This is a genomic window from Anaerolineales bacterium (assembly GCA_015075625.1).
Lineage (GTDB): Bacteria > Chloroflexota > Anaerolineae > Aggregatilineales > UBA2796 > UBA2796.
This window is the reverse complement of record JABTTZ010000002.1, coordinates 1,090,620-1,111,640: the sequence shown is the minus strand read 5'-3', so window position 1 is coordinate 1,111,640 and position 21,021 is coordinate 1,090,620. Positions and strand designations below refer to the sequence as shown.

Sequence of the window (21,021 nt, the reverse complement as noted above, 5' to 3'; positions counted from 1 at the left end):
AGCCCCGTAAGGGTGGTTGATCTCAGCCCGCTGCTAAAGCGGCGGGCGCTACACGGACGCCCAGGGGGGCGTCCCTACGGCGGCGTGGACGACCACGCAGGATTTAAGGGGTTACCGACAGCCGGAACAGATAGGTTGCCGTCCCGCCGCTCCAGGCGATCTCCACCGTCAGGAGGTATGTCCCTGGCAAGCTCGGCAGGACATACTGGATTTGTTCCCCAAACGCCAAGCGATCCGTTTGTTGGTTTGTCGTCCCATCGCCTGTAAATACGCTGATAAGGACTGTGCTGGGCGTCTCGGCAAAGGTAAACGTCCCCACGCTGCGGACGGGGATCACGGCACGCGGTTCACGGGCATCCAATGGACCTTCGGTGCAGGTGGTTGCGCCAGCCGCATCGATAACGCAGCCACGTACCGCCACCGGATCAAAGGTTTGGTCGCCAATTCCTAAGAGAAGGTTTGGCGCATTGGGGGTATCCGTGCCGATGGGCGGGGCAATGGTGGGAGCGCCAAAGGTTGGCTCAACGGTGGGGATGAAAATGGACGGGGTTGCCGTCATCGCAACGACAGGTGTGGCATTGGGGTCTCCCAATGGGACGATGGTCGGGATAAAGAGGGTCGGGGTGGGCGGTGGTGTTGCTGTCCCAGTCGCCATTGCGGTGGGCGGTGGGTCGAAATAATGGCGAACCTCTACCGGATCCGATATGGCTTCTCTTGCGGCATTTAAGGCGACAATTTCAATGCGATAAGCGCCAGCGCGACGCCCCAACAATGGAAAGGGAATTTCAATCCTATAATTAAAGCCGGTCATTGGGATAGTACCGTTAAAAACGGTTGTCAGATCATTCAAAAACACCTCATTAACACGGAACGCCTTGATTAAGTCGGCATTTTCGTCGATTCTCAGTGAAATTACCATGAGGTCGCCTTCTAGCCTTGGCGGCAGCGCCTCAAAACGTACCTTAGTTGGGGTGAAGGTGGGGGTTGGCGTCGCCTCAATGATGACGATCAACGGCGTCGGGGAGATGGGCAGCACCGTTGGCGGAAGGGATTCGGTGGGCGTCGCCGTCGGCGCGATGAGCGTTGAGGTTGGCTCTACGGTTGACACTGTTGTTGGCGCTGCCGTGACCTCAAGGGTAGCGCTAGGGGATACTTCAACGGTTGGCGCTGTTGTTGGCGCTGCCGTTGATTCAACGACTGCGGTTGGGGCAGTCGTAGCATCCGTCGTGGGGAGCGGCGTTGCCTCGACAGTAGCTTCCTCGGTGGGTTGAAGGGTGGCGAGGGGGATGGGTGTATCGGTTGCCCCAATGACGACAATGCTGATCGTTGGTTTGACTGTTGGTTCGGTGGTTGGTTCAGCGGTTGGTTCAGCGGTTGGTTCAGCGGTTGGAGCGAGGCTCGCCTCTGCTGTTGGTTGTGCCGTCGATTCGGCGGTGGGCGCAGTAGGCTCAGTGGTTGGGGCAGCGCTTTCGGTGGGAACAGCCGTTGAAGGTTGGGTGGCTGTCTCTGTAGCAGCCGCAGTGGCGACGGCAGTTGCCGCAGTGGTGGGCGCTTCGGTAGGTTCTGCGGTGGGGGTTTCGGTGGCGAGGGCAACCGCCTCGGAAATCGTCAGGCGAAAGGCATAGGTGACAAAATATTCGCCATCGCCCGCCGAATAGCTAGCGGTGACCGTCACGCGGACATCGCCCAAGCCCAAACCGTTCACCTTAAACTCGCCCGTCATCCCTAGTTCGCTTTCGGGGATTGTCCCATCAGTGGCGGGTCTGTCGGGAAGGGCAATCGTCAGAAAGAGCGGGGTTGGATCGGCGGGGGTGACCACAAAGGTGATCAAATCGCTCTCAGTGACGGCAATCGCCTCATCGGGCTGCGGATCATCAACAAAGGTGCAAAGCGGCGACCCATCGTCGGATTGCCAACAGGCAGAGCCAACCTCCCCTTCAAAGGACTGCTCACCATACATGACAGTGATGATAGGCGGTTCGGAAGGCAGCCCTCCTTGACCAGTCACGGTCAGAGCAACCATGCCGAGGCTAAGCGCTAAAACAACCACCATCGCGCTGGTGATGATCACACGTTTCATCACGATCTATTCCCCCTTTGGGTCGGTCTACTTACAACAGGCAACCACAACCTCAGACTGGGTAGTGTAGCATTTTATTGTGTTGCGAGGTAGTGTGGCGGCAAATCGGCGAAGAACCAACGGCACAGAGAGACACATCAGCCTTCTGTCGGACTTACGCCGTTGAATGTGTTTCCCTGTACTCATCGACGTATTCATCGAAGGGGGTAGGCTGCGAAGGCTTCCCCCTCAAAAGGGTGATTTATTCACCTCGTAACATGGTTAAAAGGCGCTCCAATTCCGGTGGGAGGGCAGCACGCACGGTCAGCACGGCGCCTGCCGGAGTGGTGAAGGTGAGCGCTTCAGCATGGAGGAAATGGCGGTGGAGCGCGATCCTCTGTTTACGCCGCCCATAGACCTTATCGCCAACAATGGGATGCCCAATAAAGGCACAGTGAACACGGATTTGGTGGGTGCGTCCCGTTTTGGGAAAGAATTCCAAAAGGGTGAATCCCTCAAAACGTTCGACAACTTGAAAACGGGAGATCGATTCCCGTCCGCCTCGGTTGGTGGGCATGACGGCAATCTGTTTGCGGTGATTCGGATCGCGCCCAAGCGGGGCGGTGATCTCCCCAGTCGTTGTGTCTGGCAGCCCTTCGACAAGGGCAAGGTAGCGTTTCTGCACCGTCCGTGCGGCGAACTGCTTCATCAAAAACAAACGGGCAGCCTCGCTGCGGGCGATCAGAATCACACCAGAGGTGTCTTTATCCAGCCGGTGGACGATTCCGGCGCGGTCTTCGCCGCCTACAAGGGCGGTTTCTGGGTAGCGGGCGAGGATGGCGTTCACCAGCGTCCCTCGCTCATGCCCAACGGCAGGGTGAACAACCATGCCAGCGGGTTTATCGACGGCGACGATCTGTTCATCTTCGTATAAAATGGTGAGCGGGATCGCCTCTGGGAGAATATGCGCGTTGGACTCTGGGGGGGCGATGATCGCCTCAAGGAGAGTCACCGTGATTGCCTCGCCGCCGTCAAGACGGTAGCTCGCCTTGACGGGTTTACCATCGACGCGCACGGCATCCTCTTTGATCAACTGCTGAACGCGCCCCCGCGAGAGCGCGTAGGTGCTGTTCAGCCAATCGGTGAGGACTTTATCCAGCCGTTCGCCGCTTGCCTCAATGCCGGGGGTAAAGGTGAGATCGTGTGTCATGCTCACGAAAGTGGACGCCGCCCCCGCAGGAGTAAGGTATCGGCAATGCCATAAACCCCCGCGCCGAACAAGCCCAAGCCCCACAACACACGCCCCTTCAGAAGGGAAACCATCCCCACGAGGAGGAACGCCCCGGACGCCGCCAGCCCAACCGTTTGGACAACCTCTGCGCCAAGACCTTCTTCGCCGGTGATGGCGGTGGCAAGCTGGTTGAGGATAACGCTCCCATCAAAAGAGGGCGTCGGGAGGGCAGAGACGAGCAAGTACAGCCCATTGGTCAGATACCACGTCCGCGCCAGAGTGCGCAAAATGGGAATGCGTTTGGCAATGCGGTAGATCAGGTTTCCCTCAAGGGTGAGCAGCGCTGAGGTAAGGATGCCCCCCGCCGCCCGCCCAACGTGCTGCACGGGGGTGACTGTCTCCTCGTAGTAGACGGTGACTTGCAAACCGAGGAAGAAATAGACTGCATTCACCGGCGCGTTCACGGCGCGGCTGCTGAAGATATGCCCAATGTTATGCAGGGTATCGCAGGCGTAGAAGGTGATAAACCAGATCATCCCAAGAAGCCAGCGCAGCGGTGCGGGTAAGCGTGGGTAGGCAATCTCTGTCAGCCGGATCATCAGGTACAACACCCCGCCAAGCAGGGGGATTTCACGAGGGCGAAGCAGAAACGGCACGCCCGCTACCTCGAAAACACGAATCGCTTGTGGCGCTAACATGGGTGGTTCGTTTTGAATTGACATACAGAGTATCCCTCTCAGGAAGGGATTATACTGTATCTCCTCTGGGAAACCGAACGCCGAGGTGTGGGCGCATCGAATGCGTATGCGCCCCGGCGAATGCCCTAAGTGTCTAACGGATAGGTTCTAATGTGCCGCCCTCCCATCAGGTCACTTCACGCCGACAAGGTAATCGGCAAGGAATGCTCCCGTGTGGCTGCAATCCGCCGCCGCCACAATATCTTCCGGCGTCCCACAAGCGATCACTTCGCCGCCGCGATCCCCGCCTTCCGGTCCCATATCGATCAGCCAATCGGCAATCTTGATGATGTCAAGGTTATGCTCAATGACCACAACGGTGTTCCCCTGATCGGTCAGCGTGTTCAAAACCTGAATCAGACGTTCTACATCGGCGGCGTGTAAGCCGACAGAGGGTTCATCCAAGACATAGAGCGTGCGCCCCGTGCCGCGTTTGCTCAGTTCGCGGCTCAGTTTGATCCGCTGCGCCTCCCCGCCAGAGAGCGTGGTTGCTGGCTGCCCAATGCGGATATAGCCCAAGCCTACCCCATCAAGCGTCTCCAAGGGGCGGCGAATGGTTTGGAAGTTCTCGAAGAACGCCAACCCCTCGGCAACCGTCATATCGAGTATCTCGGCAATGTTCTTGCCCTTGTACTTCACTTGGAGCGTCTCTTTGTTGTACCGCGCCCCATGACAGACATCACAGGGGACGAAAATATCGGGGAGAAACTGCATTTCAATTTGGAGAACACCCTGCCCTTCGCAGTTCTCGCAGCGCCCGCCCTTCACATTGAAACTAAAGCGCCCTTGTGTATAGCCGCGCACTTTGCTCTCTGGCATTTCGGCAAAGAGGGCGCGGATGTTATCGAACATTTTTGTGTAGGTGGCGGGGTTGCTGCGCGGTGTCCGCCCGATGGGGGTTTGGTCAATGTTGATGATCTTATCAATTGTCTCTAAGCCCTCAATCGAATCGTGATCGCCGGGGCGTTCCCGTGCGCCGTTCAACGTTTGGGCAAGCCGCTTGTAGAGGATTTCAATCAGCAGCGACGATTTCCCGCTGCCGCTGACGCCGGTGATGACGACGAGTTTCCCCAGCGGAATCGAAACATCCACCTGCTTCAGGTTGTTCTCTCGCGCCCCTTTGATGGTGATGTATTTTCCGCTTCCTTTGCGGCGCATGATAGGGACGTTAATCCGCCGCCGCCCAGAGAGGAACGCTCCGGTGATGCTCTCTGGATGGCTCATAATGTCCTCAAGTGTCCCCTCGGCAACAATCTGCCCGCCGTGTTCACCCGCGCCGGGACCCAGATCAAGAATCCAATCGGCGGAACGCATTGTCTCGTCGTCATGCTCAACAACGAGAAGGGTATTGCCCAAATCGCGCATCCGCTCTAAGGTTTTGATCAATCGGGCGTTGTCGCGCTGATGCAAGCCGATGGATGGCTCGTCAAGGACATACAAAACACCGGTCAGTTGGCTGCCGATCTGGGTGGCGAGGCGGATGCGCTGCGCTTCTCCACCGCTCAGGCTGCCCGACGCCCGCGACATGGAAAGGTAATCCAGTCCAACATCCTTCAGGAACGATACACGAGCGTCGATCTCTTTCAAAATCTGGTAGGCAATCGTGCGCTCTCGTTCGTTCAGAAGGGGGGGCGTGCCATTTGTCCCACGCAGCGACTCCACCCACTCTTTCAGCTTGATCACAGGCAGGTGACTGACATAATGAATACTCTGATCGGCAATCTTCACGGCGAGCGATTCCGGGCGCAGCCGCGCCCCCTCACAGGTGGGGCAAGGGCGTTCCGCCATGAGCGATTGATACTTCCAACGCATGTAATCGGAATCGGTCTGCTCATAGCGGCGCTGCACCATCGTGATGATGCCTTCCCAATTCATCGTCCATGAGCGCGGGCGTCCATCCGCGCCATTGAAGTGGATCGTGTATTTTTGTGTTCCCGTCCCGCTGAGGATAATCACCTTCTGCTCATCGCTAAGCGCCCGCCAAGGGGTATCTACGGGGATGTGATGCGCCTCACAGACGGTGAGCAGGATATTCATGCTGGCACTGTCCGTATCACGCGGGAAGGCGGTCTCGCTAATGACCCCCTCGTTGATCGTCAGATCGGGGTTGGGGATAACCAGTCCCGGATCAATCTCCAACTTGATTCCCAACCCCTGACAGGTGGGACATGCCCCGTGCGGGCTGTTGAAACTGAAGGTGCGCGGTTCAATCTCTGGGATTGAGCCATGCCCATGAACACAGGCGAGCTTTTCGCTGAGGAGCGTATCCGTCGGGTGCTTCGGATCGCTGATGTCATTGAGGATGATCAGCCCCTCGCCCATTTCCAATGCCGTTTCAACAGAATCCGTCAGACGGCTGCGGGCAGACTTGGCGTCGTCACTGTCGGGATCGTCATAGTGCTTGACAATGAGGCGATCCACAACCACTTCAATGGTGTGCATTTCATAACGGGCGAGCTTAATATCGTCCTCTAGGTCATGAACGTCCCCATCAACCCGCGCCCGCATAAACCCCCCTTTGCGGAGGTCATCAAACACTTTATCGTGCTTGCCCTTGCGATCTTTGATCACCGGAGCGAGCAGTTGCAGCCGTGTCCCCTCTGGCAGCCCTTCGATGATCTCGACCATTTGTTGGGCGCTTTGGGCAACGACGCGCTCCCCACAAACCGGACAATGAGGAATTCCCACCCGTGCATAAAGCAGCCGCATGTAGTCGTAAATTTCAGTGACCGTGCCGACGGTGGAACGGGGGTTCGCACTGACGCCTTTTTGGTCAATAGAGATCGCCGGAGAAAGCCCTTCGATCTGATCCACATCGGGTTTTTCCATCTGCCCGACGAACTGGCGGGCATAGGCAGAAAGAGATTCCACATAACGGCGCTGCCCTTCGGCAAAGATGGTGTCGAAGGCGAGGGAGGATTTCCCGCTGCCAGAAAGTCCGGTGATCACGACCAGTTTGTTGCGGGGGATGTCCACGTTAACGTTTTTTAGGTTGTGTTCGCGTGCGCCACGCACAATGATTTTATCTTGTGCCATAGGTGTTTTTGGGGTGTCCTTTGGGCGTCAATCAGGGAGGACGATAAAGAAAGATTGTACACTTGTTCGGGTTTTGTGGCAAGAGGAATGCGGGCAAGGAGTCTAACGCATGCGGTGAACTTGACTTTGCCGGGGCGTACCGATGTGTGCGCCCACCATCGTTCGATGGTCTTTCAAAAATTCCCCTGGTGGGGAACTAAGTACAAACACAATGAAAACGCGCGATAACGCATGATCCCGCCGCTAAAAGGCTTGTCCGGGAACTACGCTACGGTGTGTTGACAGTGTAATTCTCGTAGGGGCGCCAGGCATTGCGCCCATCGCCGTGCGTGAGCGCCCGCCGCCAAAGCAGCGGGCTAGGAGGTAACCACCCCTTCGGGGCTTTCCCCACCCCATAACAGCCAGAGGGAATCTCTCCCCCTTTCCCTGTGTGCGGGGAAAGGGGGCAGGGGGCGATAGGGGTTCTTTTCGAAATTTTTCTGATGGGCTACTCGTGAAAGTTCACGACAAGACTGTTATACGCCTTATAGCCTCAAAAAGCGTGTACAATAGAGAGTGTCTGTTTATGAATCTCTTAATTTAATTCATTTTAAATGCAATAACCATTCACAAGGGCGCTCATCATCAAGCGATCATTGCCCCCAAAGGAGAAGCGTTTTATGTCTCGTTTGGCAGCTCGTTTTATCCTTCTCATCAGCTTGATGAGCCTAGCCTTGTTTGGCTGCACGCCAAGCGCCGCTCCCACCCCAAGCCCTGACCCCACCGCCAAACCGCTGACCATTGCCCTCGTCATGAAAACGCTGACGAATCCCTTTTTTGTGGAGATGGAACGCGGCGCACGCCAAGCCGAAAAAGAGTTTGGCATTCGCTTGGTGGTTAAAACAGCCGCGCAGGAAACATCTATTGAACAGCAAATTAAGATTGTCGATGATCTGATTGTCGCTGGAGTCGATGCGATTGTCATTTCTCCAGGCGATTCTCAAAAATTGATCCCTGTCCTTAAGAAAGCACAAGACGCCGGCATCCTGGTGATAAACATCGATAACCAGCTTGACCCAGAAACGGCGGAGACGATTGGCTTGAAGAACGTTCCGTTCATCAGCGTGGATAATGAACAAGGGGCGTACCTCTCCGCACAAGAGTTGATCAAAGGGATTACCACCCCGACAAAGGTCGCCATTCTTGAAGGGATTCGGAGCGCCAAAAACGCCCAACAGCGGAAAGCGGGCGCCGAACGTGCTTTTAAGGAACATCCAAATATCACCATTGCTGCCTCGGAAACGGCAAATTGGAAAATCGATGAAGCCTATATGGTCATTAAGGCGATGTTTGAGAAAGACGCCGACATTGCCGCCGTATTTTGCTCGAACGATGTGATGGCTTTTGGCGTTATTGAGTACCTTCAGGAGATAAAGCGAACGGATGTTCGGGTTGTTGGTTTTGACGCTTTGGATGAGGCAAAAGCTGCCATTCGTGCCGGAACATTGATAGCGACAATTGACCAACAAGCGGCGAAACAAGGCTACATGGGCATTGAGTATGCGGTGAAGGGCTTGAAGGGAGACCCCTTATCTGGCACGATCTTGGTGGATGTTCTGGTGGTCACTGCCGAAACCCTGAAGTGATCGTGTTTCGGTAAGGAAAAGATCGCCAGAATCCCGACGGGAGGAATGATGCGCCAACCACGTCTAACACTGACCCAACGCGCTTTTTTGATGGTGATTCTGCTCAGCATTATCCCTGTCCTCTTGGTGGGTGGAATAACCTTTAGCCTTTCCTCGCAGCTTCTGGCGCGGGAGTCCAGCGCGTTTGCCGAGCGTATTCTGATTGAGGAGGAGGAAGAAATTCAGCTAAAAATCCACCAGATGGAAACGCTGATGACCGCCCTTTCTGGTTCAGAAGACATTCGCGCCCTGATCAAAAATGCCAGTTCCAGCACTTTTTCGCGCCTTTCTACAGAGGCGAACGTTGGGTATGTGCTGAACTCCTTCCTAAACATCTCCGGGTTGGTGGCGATCAATGTGTTCAGCCTTGATGGGCATCACTACCATGTGGGCGATACGCTGACCTCCCAGACCATCCGTCCCAATATACGAGACCGGCTGTACAGCGAAGCGCTCAGCAGTGATCGCCCTGTGTTGTGGACGGGTATTGAGGATAATGTCGTCGCTGATTCAACCTATCAAAAGGTGATTATGGGAGTCTCCTTGATCACCGAGATAGACGCCCAAACACTGCTCCCGACACCGCTTGGCTTCATCGCCCTTAGTTATGATCCCGCTGATCTCGCCAGCAGAAACAGCCTGTACGATGAGCGCCGCCCTACGGCAACCTTTTGGTTGATTGACGAGAAAGGGCGCTACATCTACCACCCCGATCCAAACACCCTCGGACAGCGCGTCCCGCTGGATCGTCTGCTCAAAATGAACAATAGTTCGGGCGAGGTGGAATACCCCCTTCCCGATGATCGGTTGATCTCCCGTTACCGAAAGGTGGAGCCTATTGGGTGGCTGATCGCCTATAACTTGCCGTATAGCGAGTTGGTCGCCCCCTCTCGACAGGTAGCGGAGGGGACGCTTGGGGTGATGATCGTCAGTGTGGGGGTCTTAGCCGGAGCAGCCTATTTTGTCAGCCGAACAGCGGTTGCTCCCATCCGCCAAGTCACTGCCCGCTTTCAGCAGCTTCAAGCCCATCCCGCGCAATTGCCCTCCCCACTCCCAGTGAATCGCCATGACGAGGTGGGCGATTTGGCACAGGGGTTCAACACCTTCTTAGAGACACTCAAACAGCGCCAGCAGATTGAACGAGAGCGGGAGCAGTTGATCGTGGATCTTCAGATTGCCAATGAAAAAGCAGAGCAAAGCTCGCGCTTAAAGTCGGAATTTCTCGCCACGATGTCCCACGAACTGCGCACCCCGCTGAACGCCATTGTGGGCTACACAGAAATTTTGCTGCATGGCTTCGGGGTGACCATTGAGCCAAAGGCAATCGGCATGTTAGAGCGGGTCAGCGCCAACAGCAGACGCCTTCTCGCTTTGATCAACGACTTGCTCGACCTCTCGCGGATTGAATCGGGGCGTTTTGACCTCAGTTATCGCCGTATTGTGCCAGCGGAACTGCTTGCCCGTTGGGTCAAAGAGATCAGCATTTTGGGGGAGACGAAGGGGCTTGTTTTAGAAACATGGCTTGATCCCAAACTGCCAGAGTCGCTTATTAGCGATGCGGAGGCGCTGACCAAGATTGTTGTCAATCTGCTCAGCAATGCGTTCAAATTTACCGTACGGGGTACGATATTTTTGAGTTGGGGCTTGGGGAAAACAGAGGAGGATTGGTTTATCGGCGTCCATGATACAGGAATTGGTGTTCCCCTTCACGCCCGCGAGTTCATTTTTGAAGAATTTCGCCAAGTCGATCAATCCTCCAAGCGAGAGCATGGCGGGACAGGCTTGGGCTTGGCAATTGTGAAACGGCTTGTCCTTGCCATGAAAGGACAGATTGCCTTAGAGAGCGAGATTGGGCAAGGCAGCACCTTCACTGTGACATTCCCCTACATCGGCGCTACGGATAAAGGCAGCAACCAACGTATTCCAGTTCGAGTACCTGTTGCTATCCTAAAAAAAGAGGATCACCATGACTGAAGGGGCAGTTTCGTTGCCACCCAATTTTTTAGCCGGGTGGATTGTCGTTGTCATTGACGATGAGGACGATAGTTTAGGGGTTATCCAACACCTGTTAACCTATTATGGGGCAGAAGTACACCCCGCCACGAACGGGCAAGAGGGTTTTGCCGCTGTGCTGCGGGTGCGCCCCCGTTTTGTAATCTGCGATCTCTCCATGCCCGTTATGGATGGGTGGGAATTTATGATCACCATGCAGAACACCCCACGAACGATGCACATTCCCGTGATTGCCCTCACCGCCCACGCCATGATGCGGGATCGAGAGCGGGCAATTCAGGCGGGGTTCTACAACTACCTAACCAAGCCATTCACGGTGAAAACCTTCATCCACGATTTGTTGGCAATTTTGACTACTGTCCCCGAATTAGCCGCCCTTCTTCCCGAAGGGCTGTAAGGGGCAGTTCAGAAGCGAGCAGTAGAAACGAGATATCCATGAGCAATCTTCTTCGGCGCGTGTTGGTGGTTGAAGATGATCCCGATTCGCAAGCCGTATTAGCCCATATATTAGCCCATTGGAATATCATTATTGATACCGTTTCCGACGCAGCCAACGCCCAAGCGATGTTGGCGGCGAATAGCTATCAGGCGGTGGTGATCGATCTCAAACTACCCGATAAAGATGGGTGGACGCTGCTGCGCGTGATTCGAGAAAGCCCCTTTACAGCAGACTTGTTTTGCGTAGCAATCACCGCCTATGATCGCTCCTATCTTGACGAAGATGCCTTGAATGCGGGGTTTGACGCCTACTTTGCTAAACCCGTTGATTTGGCAGGTCTGGGGCGGGTTCTTGAAGCGCGTTTAGCGCCACAGGGTGATTGACCTTAACGCCCCACTGATGCATCTTGAGCAAGCACTAGGACTTGCGCCCAACAGCATTTTCGGCTACGCTCAGGATGTGATTGTCCTCCCTATTCAACGTCATGATTCAGACGCTTTACGAGCGAATCATCAATGGGGAATCAACGCATGACAGAGCCTCCGCTGCCGCACTCCCTATCTGAACCGCTGCCCACCTCCCCCCCTTGGCGGGCAACGGGAACGCTTGCCCTTATCATCCTCGCCAGTCTCATCACGCTTGCCGCCCTTGTTTACGCTGTAGGGAATGCCCAAACGCTCACCGCTGATGCCCACCAACGGCAAGAAAACCGTGCCAAGGAACTGGCTCAGGTGTTAAGCGGGTATGCCTTACGGGCAGAGCAGTTGGCAGCTACCGTCGCCGCCCTTGTCGCGCCGCTGCGTGAAGATCGCGCCGAGGTGGAGACGATTCTAGGGCGTGTCCTTCTTTCCGCCCCGGCGGAAATCATTTATGGGATCGGGGCGTGGTATGAACCAGAGGCATTTCTCAGCGGGGAGCGCTATTTTGGTCCGTATGTGCATCAAACGAAAGGCGCGAACGAACCGATCACCCTAACCTACGAATGGACGACCCCCGCCTACAACTTTCACACCCAGCCCTGGTATGTGGCGGGGAAAGCCGGGAGCGGGAAAACCATTTTTACCACCCCTTATTTTGATACGGGGCTGATCTATATGAGCGCCACCCGCGCCTTTTTTGGGGGGGAGGGTGTGTTTCGCGGGGTGGTGACGGTGGATATGGTACTGCCCCTCGTTCGGGAGGTGATTCTGCGCCAAAACACGACAGACGGTGAAATCATCTATGTGACAACTGCCGATGGGTCAATTTTCGTCCATCCGCAGGAAGATGCCTTGCTTGCTTATGCCCGTCAAACCGGAAAAACGCCTATAAGTATTCTTGATCTCAAGGATGGGGACTACAAAGCCTATCTAAAGACACTATCTACGCCCGCCTATGACGAAGCGGAGGTGAGTGTTCCCGCTGTGAATTGGGTTCTTCATCTCGATACCAATCAAGGGCTGCTCTACGCCGAGGTCGGGCAGTTTCGTTCGGCGGTGTTCACCGCATTAGGACTGTTGTGGTTGGTGACAGGTGTGGCGGGGACGGTGATGTACCGTTCGGGGCGGCAGCTTGCCCAACAGAAGGCGGCGCAACGCCGTTTGGAATTGCTCATTGAGGCACGCCATCAGAGCGAAACAGCCCTCAAGGAGATGAATACCTTTCTGGAAGCAAGAGTGGCGGAGCGAACCGCCGAATTGAGCGCCGCCAAAAATGCTGCCGAAAAAGCCAATCAGGTGAAATCGATCTTTTTAGCAAGCATGTCTCATGAACTGCGGACACCGCTCAACGCGATACTCAACTTTGTGAAATTTGTGGGTTCGGGGATGATGGGTCCGATCAACGACAAGCAGACCAGCGCCCTGGATAAGGCGTTCAGCAGCGGTGAACACCTCTTGAGCCTGATCAACGATGTATTGGACATTTCCAAGATTGAATCCGGCGCGTTCCAGTTTTTTATCGAACCCGATGTGAACCTCCATGAGGAGCTAGGGCTTGTCGTTGCTGCTGGGGAAACCTACTTACGCGACAAGAAGAAGGACGTTCGCCTAGAGGTCGATATTCCTGAGGATTTGCCCCTCCTAACGGGTGATAAACAGCGCACGCGACAAATCCTCTATAACCTGGTGTCCAATGCCTGCAAATTCACCGAACAGGGGACGGTTAGCATCCGTGTGCAGCGCGATGGGGAGGGCGTGTTGTGCCGCGTTGCCGATACAGGGATGGGCATTGAAGACGAAGAACAAAAAACGATCTTTGAGATTTTTCGGCAAAGTCGGGCTGGCTTGAAATATGGGGGGACGGGGTTGGGGCTGCCCATTGCCAAGCGCCTTTCCGAAGGGCTAGGGGGGCGGCTTTGGGTGGAAAGCGAGATGGGCAAAGGAGCCACTTTTTACGTGTGGCTGCCCATTCAGTGTGCCGAGACAGCACGCACCCTTCAGAGCATCGGAACGGGGTAGGAAGGAACATCCAATGCCCTCAGCGATTATTTTGTATATTGAGGATGACACCCTCAGCCGAGAGGTTTTCGAGTTTTTTGTCGGCAATGTCTTAGGGTACACGCTTTACATGTTCCCAAACAGCGCCGATTTTATGGCACGTGTGCTGGCGCTGCCGATCACTCCAGATTTGATTTTACTGGATATCCACATGACTCCACTGGATGGGTTTGCCATGCTCAAACTGCTGCGGGCAAGCGAATCCTATGCCTCAGCGAGGGTGGTGGCACTCACTGCAAGTGTCATGAACGAGGAAATTGCCTTGCTAAAACAGGCGGGGTTTAATGGCTGTGTGGCAAAACCGATTGACCAGAGAACCTTCCCAGAGTTGCTCTTGCGCCTTTTGAAAGGGGAAGCGATCTGGCGTATTGTATGAAGGGGGTTCATTAGGCGGAAGCGAGTGTGTGCCATGTTGCTCCGAGACAAGCGTATTTTTATCGTGGAAGATAACCCCGAAAATCGTGTGATTGCGCAGATGCTGTTGGAGGCAAGCGGGGCGCAGGTGTTTGTTAGCCGCTCGGGGTACGATTTACTTTATCAGTTAGAGAATCTCGCCCCCATTCACCTGATCTTACTCGATCTGATCCTCCCCAACCACACCTCAGGCTATGATTTGTATGAGGCGATTCGGGCATCGCCTAACTACAGCCAAATTCCCATCCTTGCTATTTCCAGCACCGATCCCGCTGAAGGAATCGGCGAGGCGCGGCGGCGGGGCTTTAACGGCTACATCATGAAGCCGATCAATTTCTTCCGCTTTGCCGAACAGATCGCGGCGGCGCTGAACGGCAGCCCTGTTTGGGGTAATGGGTTATAGTAGGCGGCGAATACCGCTGCGACGGATTCCAAGCGGGCAAGCGGTTGGGGAAGCAGGGTGAAGGTGCGTGGCGTTCAAAAAAACAGCGGTGGTGGGCGCAAACGATGCGCCCTTGCAAAAGGTCGGCAGAGGGTTTTAAGTCCCACCACGCTCCCTAGATCAAGGTTGCCTGAACGCCTTTCCCATCTTTGATCTGCCGCGCCAACATAAGCAGATCGTGGGCGCTCTGTTTAGCGCTGACCGTCTCCGCGCCAAGCATCTCGGCAAGCTCGTTCACCCGCCCCTTGTCGTCAAGCAGCGTCACCGCCGTCACAGTACGGGTTCCCTTGACTGCCTTTGCCACCCTAAAATGGGCATCGGCAAAGCCCGCCAACTGTGCCAAGTGGGTTACGCACAAGACCTGATGTGCAGTGGAAAGTTTCCAGAGTTTTTGCCCCAACATGCTCCCCAAACGCCCGCCAATGCCCTGATCAATTTCATCGAAAATCAGCGTTGGCGTTTTGTCCTCTGTGCTAAGGACGGATTTGAGCGCCAGCATGATCCGCGCTGTCTCGCCACCAGAAGCAACCTTTGCCAGTGGGCGCAGCGGTTCACCCCGGTTGGCGGCGATCATGAATTCGACATGATCAATGCCCGTTGGGTCAAATTTCAGACGACGATCCCGAACATAACAGCCGTTGATGAGGTCTTCCTCTTGGCTGAGCGAAACGGTAAACCGCGCTCCCTCCATCTTTAAATCTTGAAGTTCATGTTCAATTTTTTGGCTCAGTTTGTTCGCCGTCACCAAACGGGCGTCGCTGAGCGAGAGGGCGGCTTTGCCAATCTTGTGCAGAAGGGCATCCTCGTTTTTACGGAGCGTTTGCAAGCGAACATCGCTGTTCGTGATCGCTTCCAGTTCCTTCGCCGCGCTCTCGGCGTGGGCAATCACCGCCTCCAACGTCCCGCCATATTTTTTCTTCAGCCGGTTGAGCAGATCAAGGCGTTCTTCCACCTCTGTGAGGCGCTGCGGGTTGCTCTCCACCCCTTCAAGGTAGAGGCGCATCGTCCGGGCAAGGTCAGCCGCCTGATCTGCCAATGTCACGGCAAGATCAGCGGCGGGTTGGAGCGTTGTATCCAACTTGACCAGTTTGAGCATGAGCGCCGAAATGTGATTCAAGACATCCACTGCGGAGGTCGGTTTAGCGCTGTCATGGTTCAAGCGGTGGGCGCTTTCAGCGGCAAGGGTGCGGATGGTTTCGGCATTGGCAAGGCGGCTTGATTCTTCCTCTAAGAGGGAGTCTTCCCCCACTTTGGGATCGACGCCTCGGATGTCCTCCACTTGAAATTTAAGCATGTCCAAGCGGCGGGCAAGGGTGGCTTCATCTTGTTCCAAGTGGGCGATCTCGGCACGCACGTCGCCTAATTCGGCAACGAGGGCGGCAAAGGCGCGGCGCTGCCCCTCTAAACTAGCGTAACCATCCAAAAGGTAGATATGAACTTTGGGACGGAGTAGGGAGAGGTGTTCGCTCTGCCCATGAATATCGACCATCCGCTGACCGATCTCGCGGTAAAAGGGCAAGCCAACCGTACTTCCGTTCAGGCGGCACAGCGTCCGCCCGTTGGCGCGGATTTCGCGGGTGAAGACGAGATCATCGCTGAACTCGATGCCTTGTTCCTCAAAGTGAGTGCGGAGGTCGTCAAGGCTGCCCGGGACAAGGCGAAATGTCCCTTCGATGACCGCCCGTTCCTGTCCAGCGCGGATCATGTCGGGGTCGGCACGCCCGCCAAGCAGCACGTCTACGGCGTCAATGATGATCGATTTTCCCGCGCCTGTTTCGCCGGTGATCACGTTGAATCCGGGTGAGAGCGTCACTTCGAGGGAATCAATGATGGCAAAATGATCAATGCGGATGTCCGTCAGCATAACCTATCCTGATTTCGTCCTACTTTACCCGTCCCACTGCCCCAACGGAAGCGATAATCGCAAACAAGCCAACGGGCAAGAGTGTATCCCGAAGGAAGATGCTCAGAAATTCGTTTTGGACTTGCTGCACCTGTCGGGCTGGCAGCCCGCTGGCACTTGCCGCTTGCGAAAAGTGAAGAAAATCGCTGATTGCCGGTACATTCGCGGCGATTGCTCCCACCAGAATTGCCCCCACAATGGCATGGGGGATGTATTTTCCGCGCCGCTTTTTCGTCACCCGCCAAACCGCCTCCCCAATGCCAATCCCTGCCGGAAAGGAGAGAATCAACACCCCGAACAAGAACAACTTCGGAAGGATAAATCCACCAAGCAGACCACCTACCAGCGCTACCGCAATCGCAAGGGCATAATCGATTGGGAGCGCCTTAAAAAAGCCCGCCTGCTGCTGATTCACGCATTGTTTGCAGCGGTAGCCAACGGGCGTGTAGACGGCGCATTTTGTACACATATAGCGCCCGCATTTATTGCATTTTAGCCCAGATTCTACCGTTGGATGAACGGCGCAATAGGTCTTTTCCTCATCGGCGTTGGTGGGTGATGGGGTGGCGGTGAATGTCATGAAGGCATGTCCTCTGCTAAGGCATCAAGGCGGGCGCGGCGCGGTTGATAGGGCTGACGGGCGCGGCGGGATGGCTCATGTGGTTCAAGCCGATCCAGCAGCGAACGGTAAAAGTAATGCCGCTCTCGCAAACGGACAAAACGAGCGCGGTGTTCGCTGCCCTGCACAACAATCGAATCGCCGGAGCGTAAGGGGTTCAGGTTTTCGCCATCGACGGTCAGCATCGCCTCGCTCATGGTCTCATCAGGGATGCGCAGTTCAACCACCGCCCCTTTCGCCAGTACCAGTGGACGATCCAAACTTAGGTGAGGGGCGACGGGAATAACCAAGATATTGGCAAGTTCCGGGGGCAAGATGGGACCGCCCACTGCTAGGGCATAGGCGGTGCTGCCTGTGGGGGTGGCAATGATTACACCGTCGGCGTTATAGGTTGTTGTCCAGCCGCCATCAATGTATGTCTCTACCAAAATTGAACGGGACGCTCCACCACGACTGACGACAACATCGTTCAGCGCGTTTTCAACAAGCAGGCGGCTGTCGTTTCGCCACGTCTCAGCACGGATCATCATCCGTGTTTCGATCCAATACATCCCGCTGAATAAGCGCTCTAACGCCTGATCCCACTCGCTCAGGCTGGACTCAGTGAGGAAGCCCAAATGCCCGGCGTTGATTCCAAATACAGGGACATCATACTGCGCCGCCAACCGCGCCGCCCGCAGCATCGAACCATCCCCACCAATGGCGATGATCAGATCGGATTCGGCAACCTGTGGACGGATTTCCGCCGCTCCCCATGTGGTATAGCACCACGCCTCTGCCCCCCGCTGGCGAACGGTCTGAGCCACTTCGGAACAGACCTCCGCTGTTATAGGGCGCAGCGGATGTCCCAATACCCCCACCCGTTTGAACATGAATTGTGATGCCTTTTCCCTTTGGGAGGGATTATACCGCCAGAAGTATAGCACGGGTGTTCTGAGGGGGCAAGAGAAGGTTCGGGTAGGCGATCTTATCTCGATAAGATTGCTTTACGCACAGACCCTCACCCCCCTCACGCTGCGCGAGGGGGTATGCACTTTTTTGAGGGGGAAGCCCCCTCAATCTGTCCCTTTCGATGAATATGGGGTGAACAAAGCCAACTGCGTAAGGTGAGTTCAATAAGATCGCCTGCTGACATCTATACTAAGTTAAAAAGCCGTGCCGCACGAGAAAGGCACGAAGGGTTGATTCGTCTGGCTCATGGAGCATCGCCCCACGATCTGTGTTCCGTAGGTGGGAGAAATCGACACCGGTAGGAGGGGTGATGGGCAGAACATCGCCCCATGCCGCAACAACCAGCGTGGGGATAGTGCGCGCCCCCAACCACGCATCAAGACGGAGGGCGACTTCCTCATCACGATCAAGTTGAAGTTGGCGATAGGGGACGTTCCAGGCGTGCAGCCAGCGGATGGTGTGGAGCAAATCGGGACAGAAGGTTGTCCGCCCATAGACGACCAAATCGTAGGGGGGACGAGGCGGAAGGGGGAGCGCGTCGCCGCCTGCCGCTAAGCGAAAGCCATCTGTTTTATCGGAATAATGCTGCGGGAAGTAGTAGCGCGTTGTCACACGGTGGGCAAATTTGCCATCCAGCCAGCTCCCTCCGCGCCGAACGCGCATCTCTGGGGCATAGCGATCTTCCCGCCCATCGTGAGCGTCATAGGGGTAAGGGCGGAAGGCAGAATTCATCCATTCGAAAACTTGCCCCAACATCTCGCCATGCCCCAAAGGGGCATCCCCCGCCGGACTAAACATCCCCACAGGGGTGGTCGTGCCAATGGTTGGATGTGTCTCGTCGCTATAGCCGCTGTTCAGTTTTGCGGCATCCCATGCGCCACCCCAGGGGTAAAACGAGCGTGTGTTTTCACCCCGCGCTGCCCATTCCCATTCGACCTCACTGGGTAAGCGCAGATTGTGTCCGGTTTGGAGCGACGCCCACCGGGCAAATGCCGTTGCCTCATACCAACTGACGCCAACCACTGGGCGATCTTCGCCAGCAAATTGAGGGGTGTTCCAATGGAGCGGCTGCGTCCGCTTTGTACGCAGCAGCCAAGCCCATCCATCAGGCGTCCAGAGGTCGGGGTTGGTATAACCGTCCTGCGCCATAAAAAGGGCATAGTGTCCGTTCGTGACGGCATAACGCATAAGGTGGAAGGGTGCGATAGTCACCTGATGAAAAGGCGCTTCTCGGCTGTAATAACTGTGCCAGTCAGGGCTATTTGCCTTCAAAAAGCGTTCAAGGGATTTTTCCTCTAGACCAATCGGAGCGCTGCCGCCGGGGACAGGTAAAAAACCAAGAGTATCCCAGAGCAAATCGACTGAGGTGAGAGGGGAGGTGAGGGTTTTCATATGGATTGACTGCTCCACAGCACAAAGAATTAAGAACGGGGATTCTGTTAACCTGTTTTATAGACGCGGTGTGATGGTTTTTGTTTTCGGCAGTTCGAGAATAAACCTAAAAACAAACACCAGCAACCTTTGGCTGCTGGTGTAAAGCTGCGGAGAGGGTGGGATTCGAACCCACGAGGGTGTTACCCCAACTCGCGTTCCAGGCGAGCGCACTAAACCACTATGCGACCTCTCCAGTGATTGTGCCATTATAGCGGAGGCACAGCATTGAGGTCAAGCCTAGCTTAGCCGATCTCAGCGGGGTGTGCGGGAACGCGCTACAATGTCTCCCCACAGAAGAAGCCACTCTTTCTATGGAGGCAACGATAGTGAGACCCTTACCGTTGATCGCTGCGCTCACCCGCCAACAGGTGCTGCGTGTTTTGATCGCCCTTTTTGTGTTCAGCGCCGCCGCGCTGCCCGCCAGCGCACAAGAGGGGGGACGCCCCAATGTGATCGCCCAGATTTTTACGGCGGATGGCAACAGCAGTATTCGCCTTTATACCCCAGAGGGAACAGAGGCGGGGGTGCTTGTGGAAAACCCCACCGTGCGCGTCATTATCTCGCCCGATTTACGTTGGCGGGTGAACGCTGGCTATGACGCTACGCGCCAAACGGAAGTCTTGGAGTTTTCCGCCCTAAATGGGACACCGATTGCCCTCCCTATCGAAACGGGGTTCAACCTCCTTGACGCCGGAATCAGCCGTGATTCCAAGTACCTTTTCTATACGATCACCAACTTAGAGCGGCGGGCGTGGGCGGTGGGCATTGTTGAATTTGAGAGCGGCAAAGCCACCCAATTCAACGCCCTTTTCGATGACTCCTCACCTGTTGGCGGGGGGCAGGTAGGAAGCGCTCTTGACTATGCCAATGGCGCGGTGCTGCTGACAGCATTTGTCCCTTACACCGATGGTAATTTCGGCGGTGTCTATCGTTTTGAGGCGCAGGCTGACCAGATCGGACTGGGGCAGCAGACGATGCCCCCGGCAGCACGGTTGTTCCCTGCGGGCGTAAACGCCAGCCTTGCCCTTTCCCCCGATGGATCACAGATCGCCTTTCTCTATGGCGATCCGGCAAACCCACCAGCGCAATACCAACCGCTTGGTCCGGGCTTCACCTTGAACACCCTAGCGGTGCTAACCCTCGCTACGGGGGAACTGCGTGTGATTGCCCAAGCGGGGGTTGGTCAGGCGTTGGAATCAATGTCGTGGACATCGGATGGGACGCAGATCATTTTCACCGGCGGCGGGTATCAAAACAGCTATTACATCGTCACCCCGACCTTGTTCACCGTGGATGTGGCGACGGGGCAGGTGAACGTCCTCACGGCGATGACGGCAGATCCCGCTGAAGTGATCGGCGGCTTGCGCGTCTGTGGCGATACATTGTTCTTTGATGCGACAAAGGCGATTGATCCGGCGACGGGCAGCGGCGGCAACGAGGCGACCTTGTTTGCTGCGCCATTGGCAGCGGCGGGGTCGCGGCAGGCAGTAGCAAAAGGGGCGTTAGTGGCAACGCTAGGCTGTGCCTCAGCGGGATAAGCCCAGTAATCTAGAACATATTTCAAAAACCCCTATCCCTTGCCCCCTTTTCATTTACGGGGAG

16 protein-coding genes and 1 tRNA gene are annotated in these 21,021 nt (G+C 55.7%); 8 read left to right on the top strand and 9 right to left on the bottom strand.

The annotated features are described in order from the left end of the window. Nucleotides 1–103 precede the first annotated feature (103 nt). The 4 genes from HS103_13325 to uvrA all read right to left on the bottom strand — a co-directional run bounded on the left by HS103_13325 (nt 104) and on the right by uvrA (nt 7,063). The gene (locus HS103_13325; GenBank protein MBE7513782.1) at nt 104–2,080 is read right to left on the bottom strand and encodes a hypothetical protein; all 1,977 of its coding nucleotides are present in this window, start codon (nt 2,078–2,080) and stop codon (nt 104–106) included. Nucleotides 2,081–2,321: 241 nt separating this feature from the next. Then, nucleotides 2,322–3,275: an RluA family pseudouridine synthase gene (locus HS103_13320; protein MBE7513781.1), complete on the bottom strand. Its 954-nt coding sequence runs from the start codon at nt 3,273–3,275 to the stop codon at nt 2,322–2,324. Further along, nucleotides 3,272–4,012, bottom strand: coding sequence for a hypothetical protein (locus HS103_13315; protein ID MBE7513780.1), 741 nt, complete (start codon nt 4,010–4,012; stop codon nt 3,272–3,274). The genes HS103_13320 and HS103_13315 overlap by 4 nt, the downstream gene beginning before the upstream one ends. A 147-nt stretch (nt 4,013–4,159) precedes the next feature. Beyond that, the gene (gene uvrA, locus HS103_13310) at nt 4,160–7,063 is read right to left on the bottom strand and encodes an excinuclease ABC subunit UvrA (protein MBE7513779.1); all 2,904 of its coding nucleotides are present in this window, start codon (nt 7,061–7,063) and stop codon (nt 4,160–4,162) included. A gap of 701 nt (nt 7,064–7,764) precedes the next feature. On the opposite strand from uvrA, the gene HS103_13305 reads away from it, so the two are divergent. From HS103_13305 to HS103_13275, 7 genes are all read left to right on the top strand, one after another. Further along, nucleotides 7,765–8,688 (top strand): substrate-binding domain-containing protein, encoded by a 924-nt coding sequence (locus tag HS103_13305; protein ID MBE7513778.1) that lies wholly within the window; start codon nt 7,765–7,767, stop codon nt 8,686–8,688. Between the two features lie 45 nt (nt 8,689–8,733). Then, a complete protein-coding gene (locus HS103_13300; protein MBE7513777.1) occupies nt 8,734–10,701 on the top strand; it encodes a HAMP domain-containing protein in 1,968 nt (655 codons plus the stop codon). Further along, nucleotides 10,694–11,137 (top strand): response regulator, encoded by a 444-nt coding sequence (locus HS103_13295; GenBank protein ID MBE7513776.1) that lies wholly within the window; start codon nt 10,694–10,696, stop codon nt 11,135–11,137. The genes HS103_13300 and HS103_13295 overlap by 8 nt, the downstream gene beginning before the upstream one ends. A 38-nt stretch (nt 11,138–11,175) precedes the next feature. Continuing rightward, nucleotides 11,176–11,562, top strand: a complete 387-nt coding sequence (locus HS103_13290; GenBank protein ID MBE7513775.1) for a response regulator — start codon at nt 11,176–11,178, stop codon at nt 11,560–11,562. Nucleotides 11,563–11,709: 147 nt separating this feature from the next. After that, on the top strand, nt 11,710–13,617 hold the full coding sequence (locus HS103_13285) for a hypothetical protein (protein MBE7513774.1): 1,908 nt from the start codon (nt 11,710–11,712) through the stop codon (nt 13,615–13,617). 13 nt (nt 13,618–13,630) lie between these two features. Beyond that, the gene (locus HS103_13280) at nt 13,631–14,032 is read left to right on the top strand and encodes a response regulator (protein MBE7513773.1); all 402 of its coding nucleotides are present in this window, start codon (nt 13,631–13,633) and stop codon (nt 14,030–14,032) included. Between the two features lie 33 nt (nt 14,033–14,065). Next, nucleotides 14,066–14,473, top strand: a complete 408-nt coding sequence (locus HS103_13275; GenBank protein ID MBE7513772.1) for a response regulator — start codon at nt 14,066–14,068, stop codon at nt 14,471–14,473. A 154-nt stretch (nt 14,474–14,627) separates the two neighbouring features. Here HS103_13275 and recN read toward each other — a convergent pair whose 3' ends face one another. The 5 genes from recN to HS103_13250 form a co-directional block, all read right to left on the bottom strand. Then, the gene (gene recN, locus HS103_13270) at nt 14,628–16,376 is read right to left on the bottom strand and encodes a DNA repair protein RecN (protein MBE7513771.1); all 1,749 of its coding nucleotides are present in this window, start codon (nt 16,374–16,376) and stop codon (nt 14,628–14,630) included. 19 nt (nt 16,377–16,395) lie between these two features. Next, nucleotides 16,396–16,995, bottom strand: a complete 600-nt coding sequence (locus tag HS103_13265; GenBank protein MBE7513770.1) for a hypothetical protein — start codon at nt 16,993–16,995, stop codon at nt 16,396–16,398. Continuing rightward, a complete protein-coding gene (locus HS103_13260) occupies nt 16,992–17,906 on the bottom strand; it encodes an NAD(+)/NADH kinase (protein ID MBE7513769.1) in 915 nt (304 codons plus the stop codon). Before HS103_13260 ends, HS103_13265 begins: the two co-directional genes overlap by 4 nt. Before the next feature lie 268 nt (nt 17,907–18,174). Then, nucleotides 18,175–19,377, bottom strand: a complete 1,203-nt coding sequence (locus HS103_13255) for an SUMF1/EgtB/PvdO family nonheme iron enzyme (protein ID MBE7513768.1) — start codon at nt 19,375–19,377, stop codon at nt 18,175–18,177. Nucleotides 19,378–19,527: 150 nt separating this feature from the next. Then, nucleotides 19,528–19,612, bottom strand: a tRNA-Ser gene (locus HS103_13250). Between the two features lie 133 nt (nt 19,613–19,745). Between HS103_13250 and HS103_13245 the strand changes: the two genes are divergently transcribed. Next, nucleotides 19,746–20,957 (top strand): hypothetical protein, encoded by a 1,212-nt coding sequence (locus tag HS103_13245; GenBank protein ID MBE7513767.1) that lies wholly within the window; start codon nt 19,746–19,748, stop codon nt 20,955–20,957. Nucleotides 20,958–21,021: the final 64 nt, after the last annotated feature.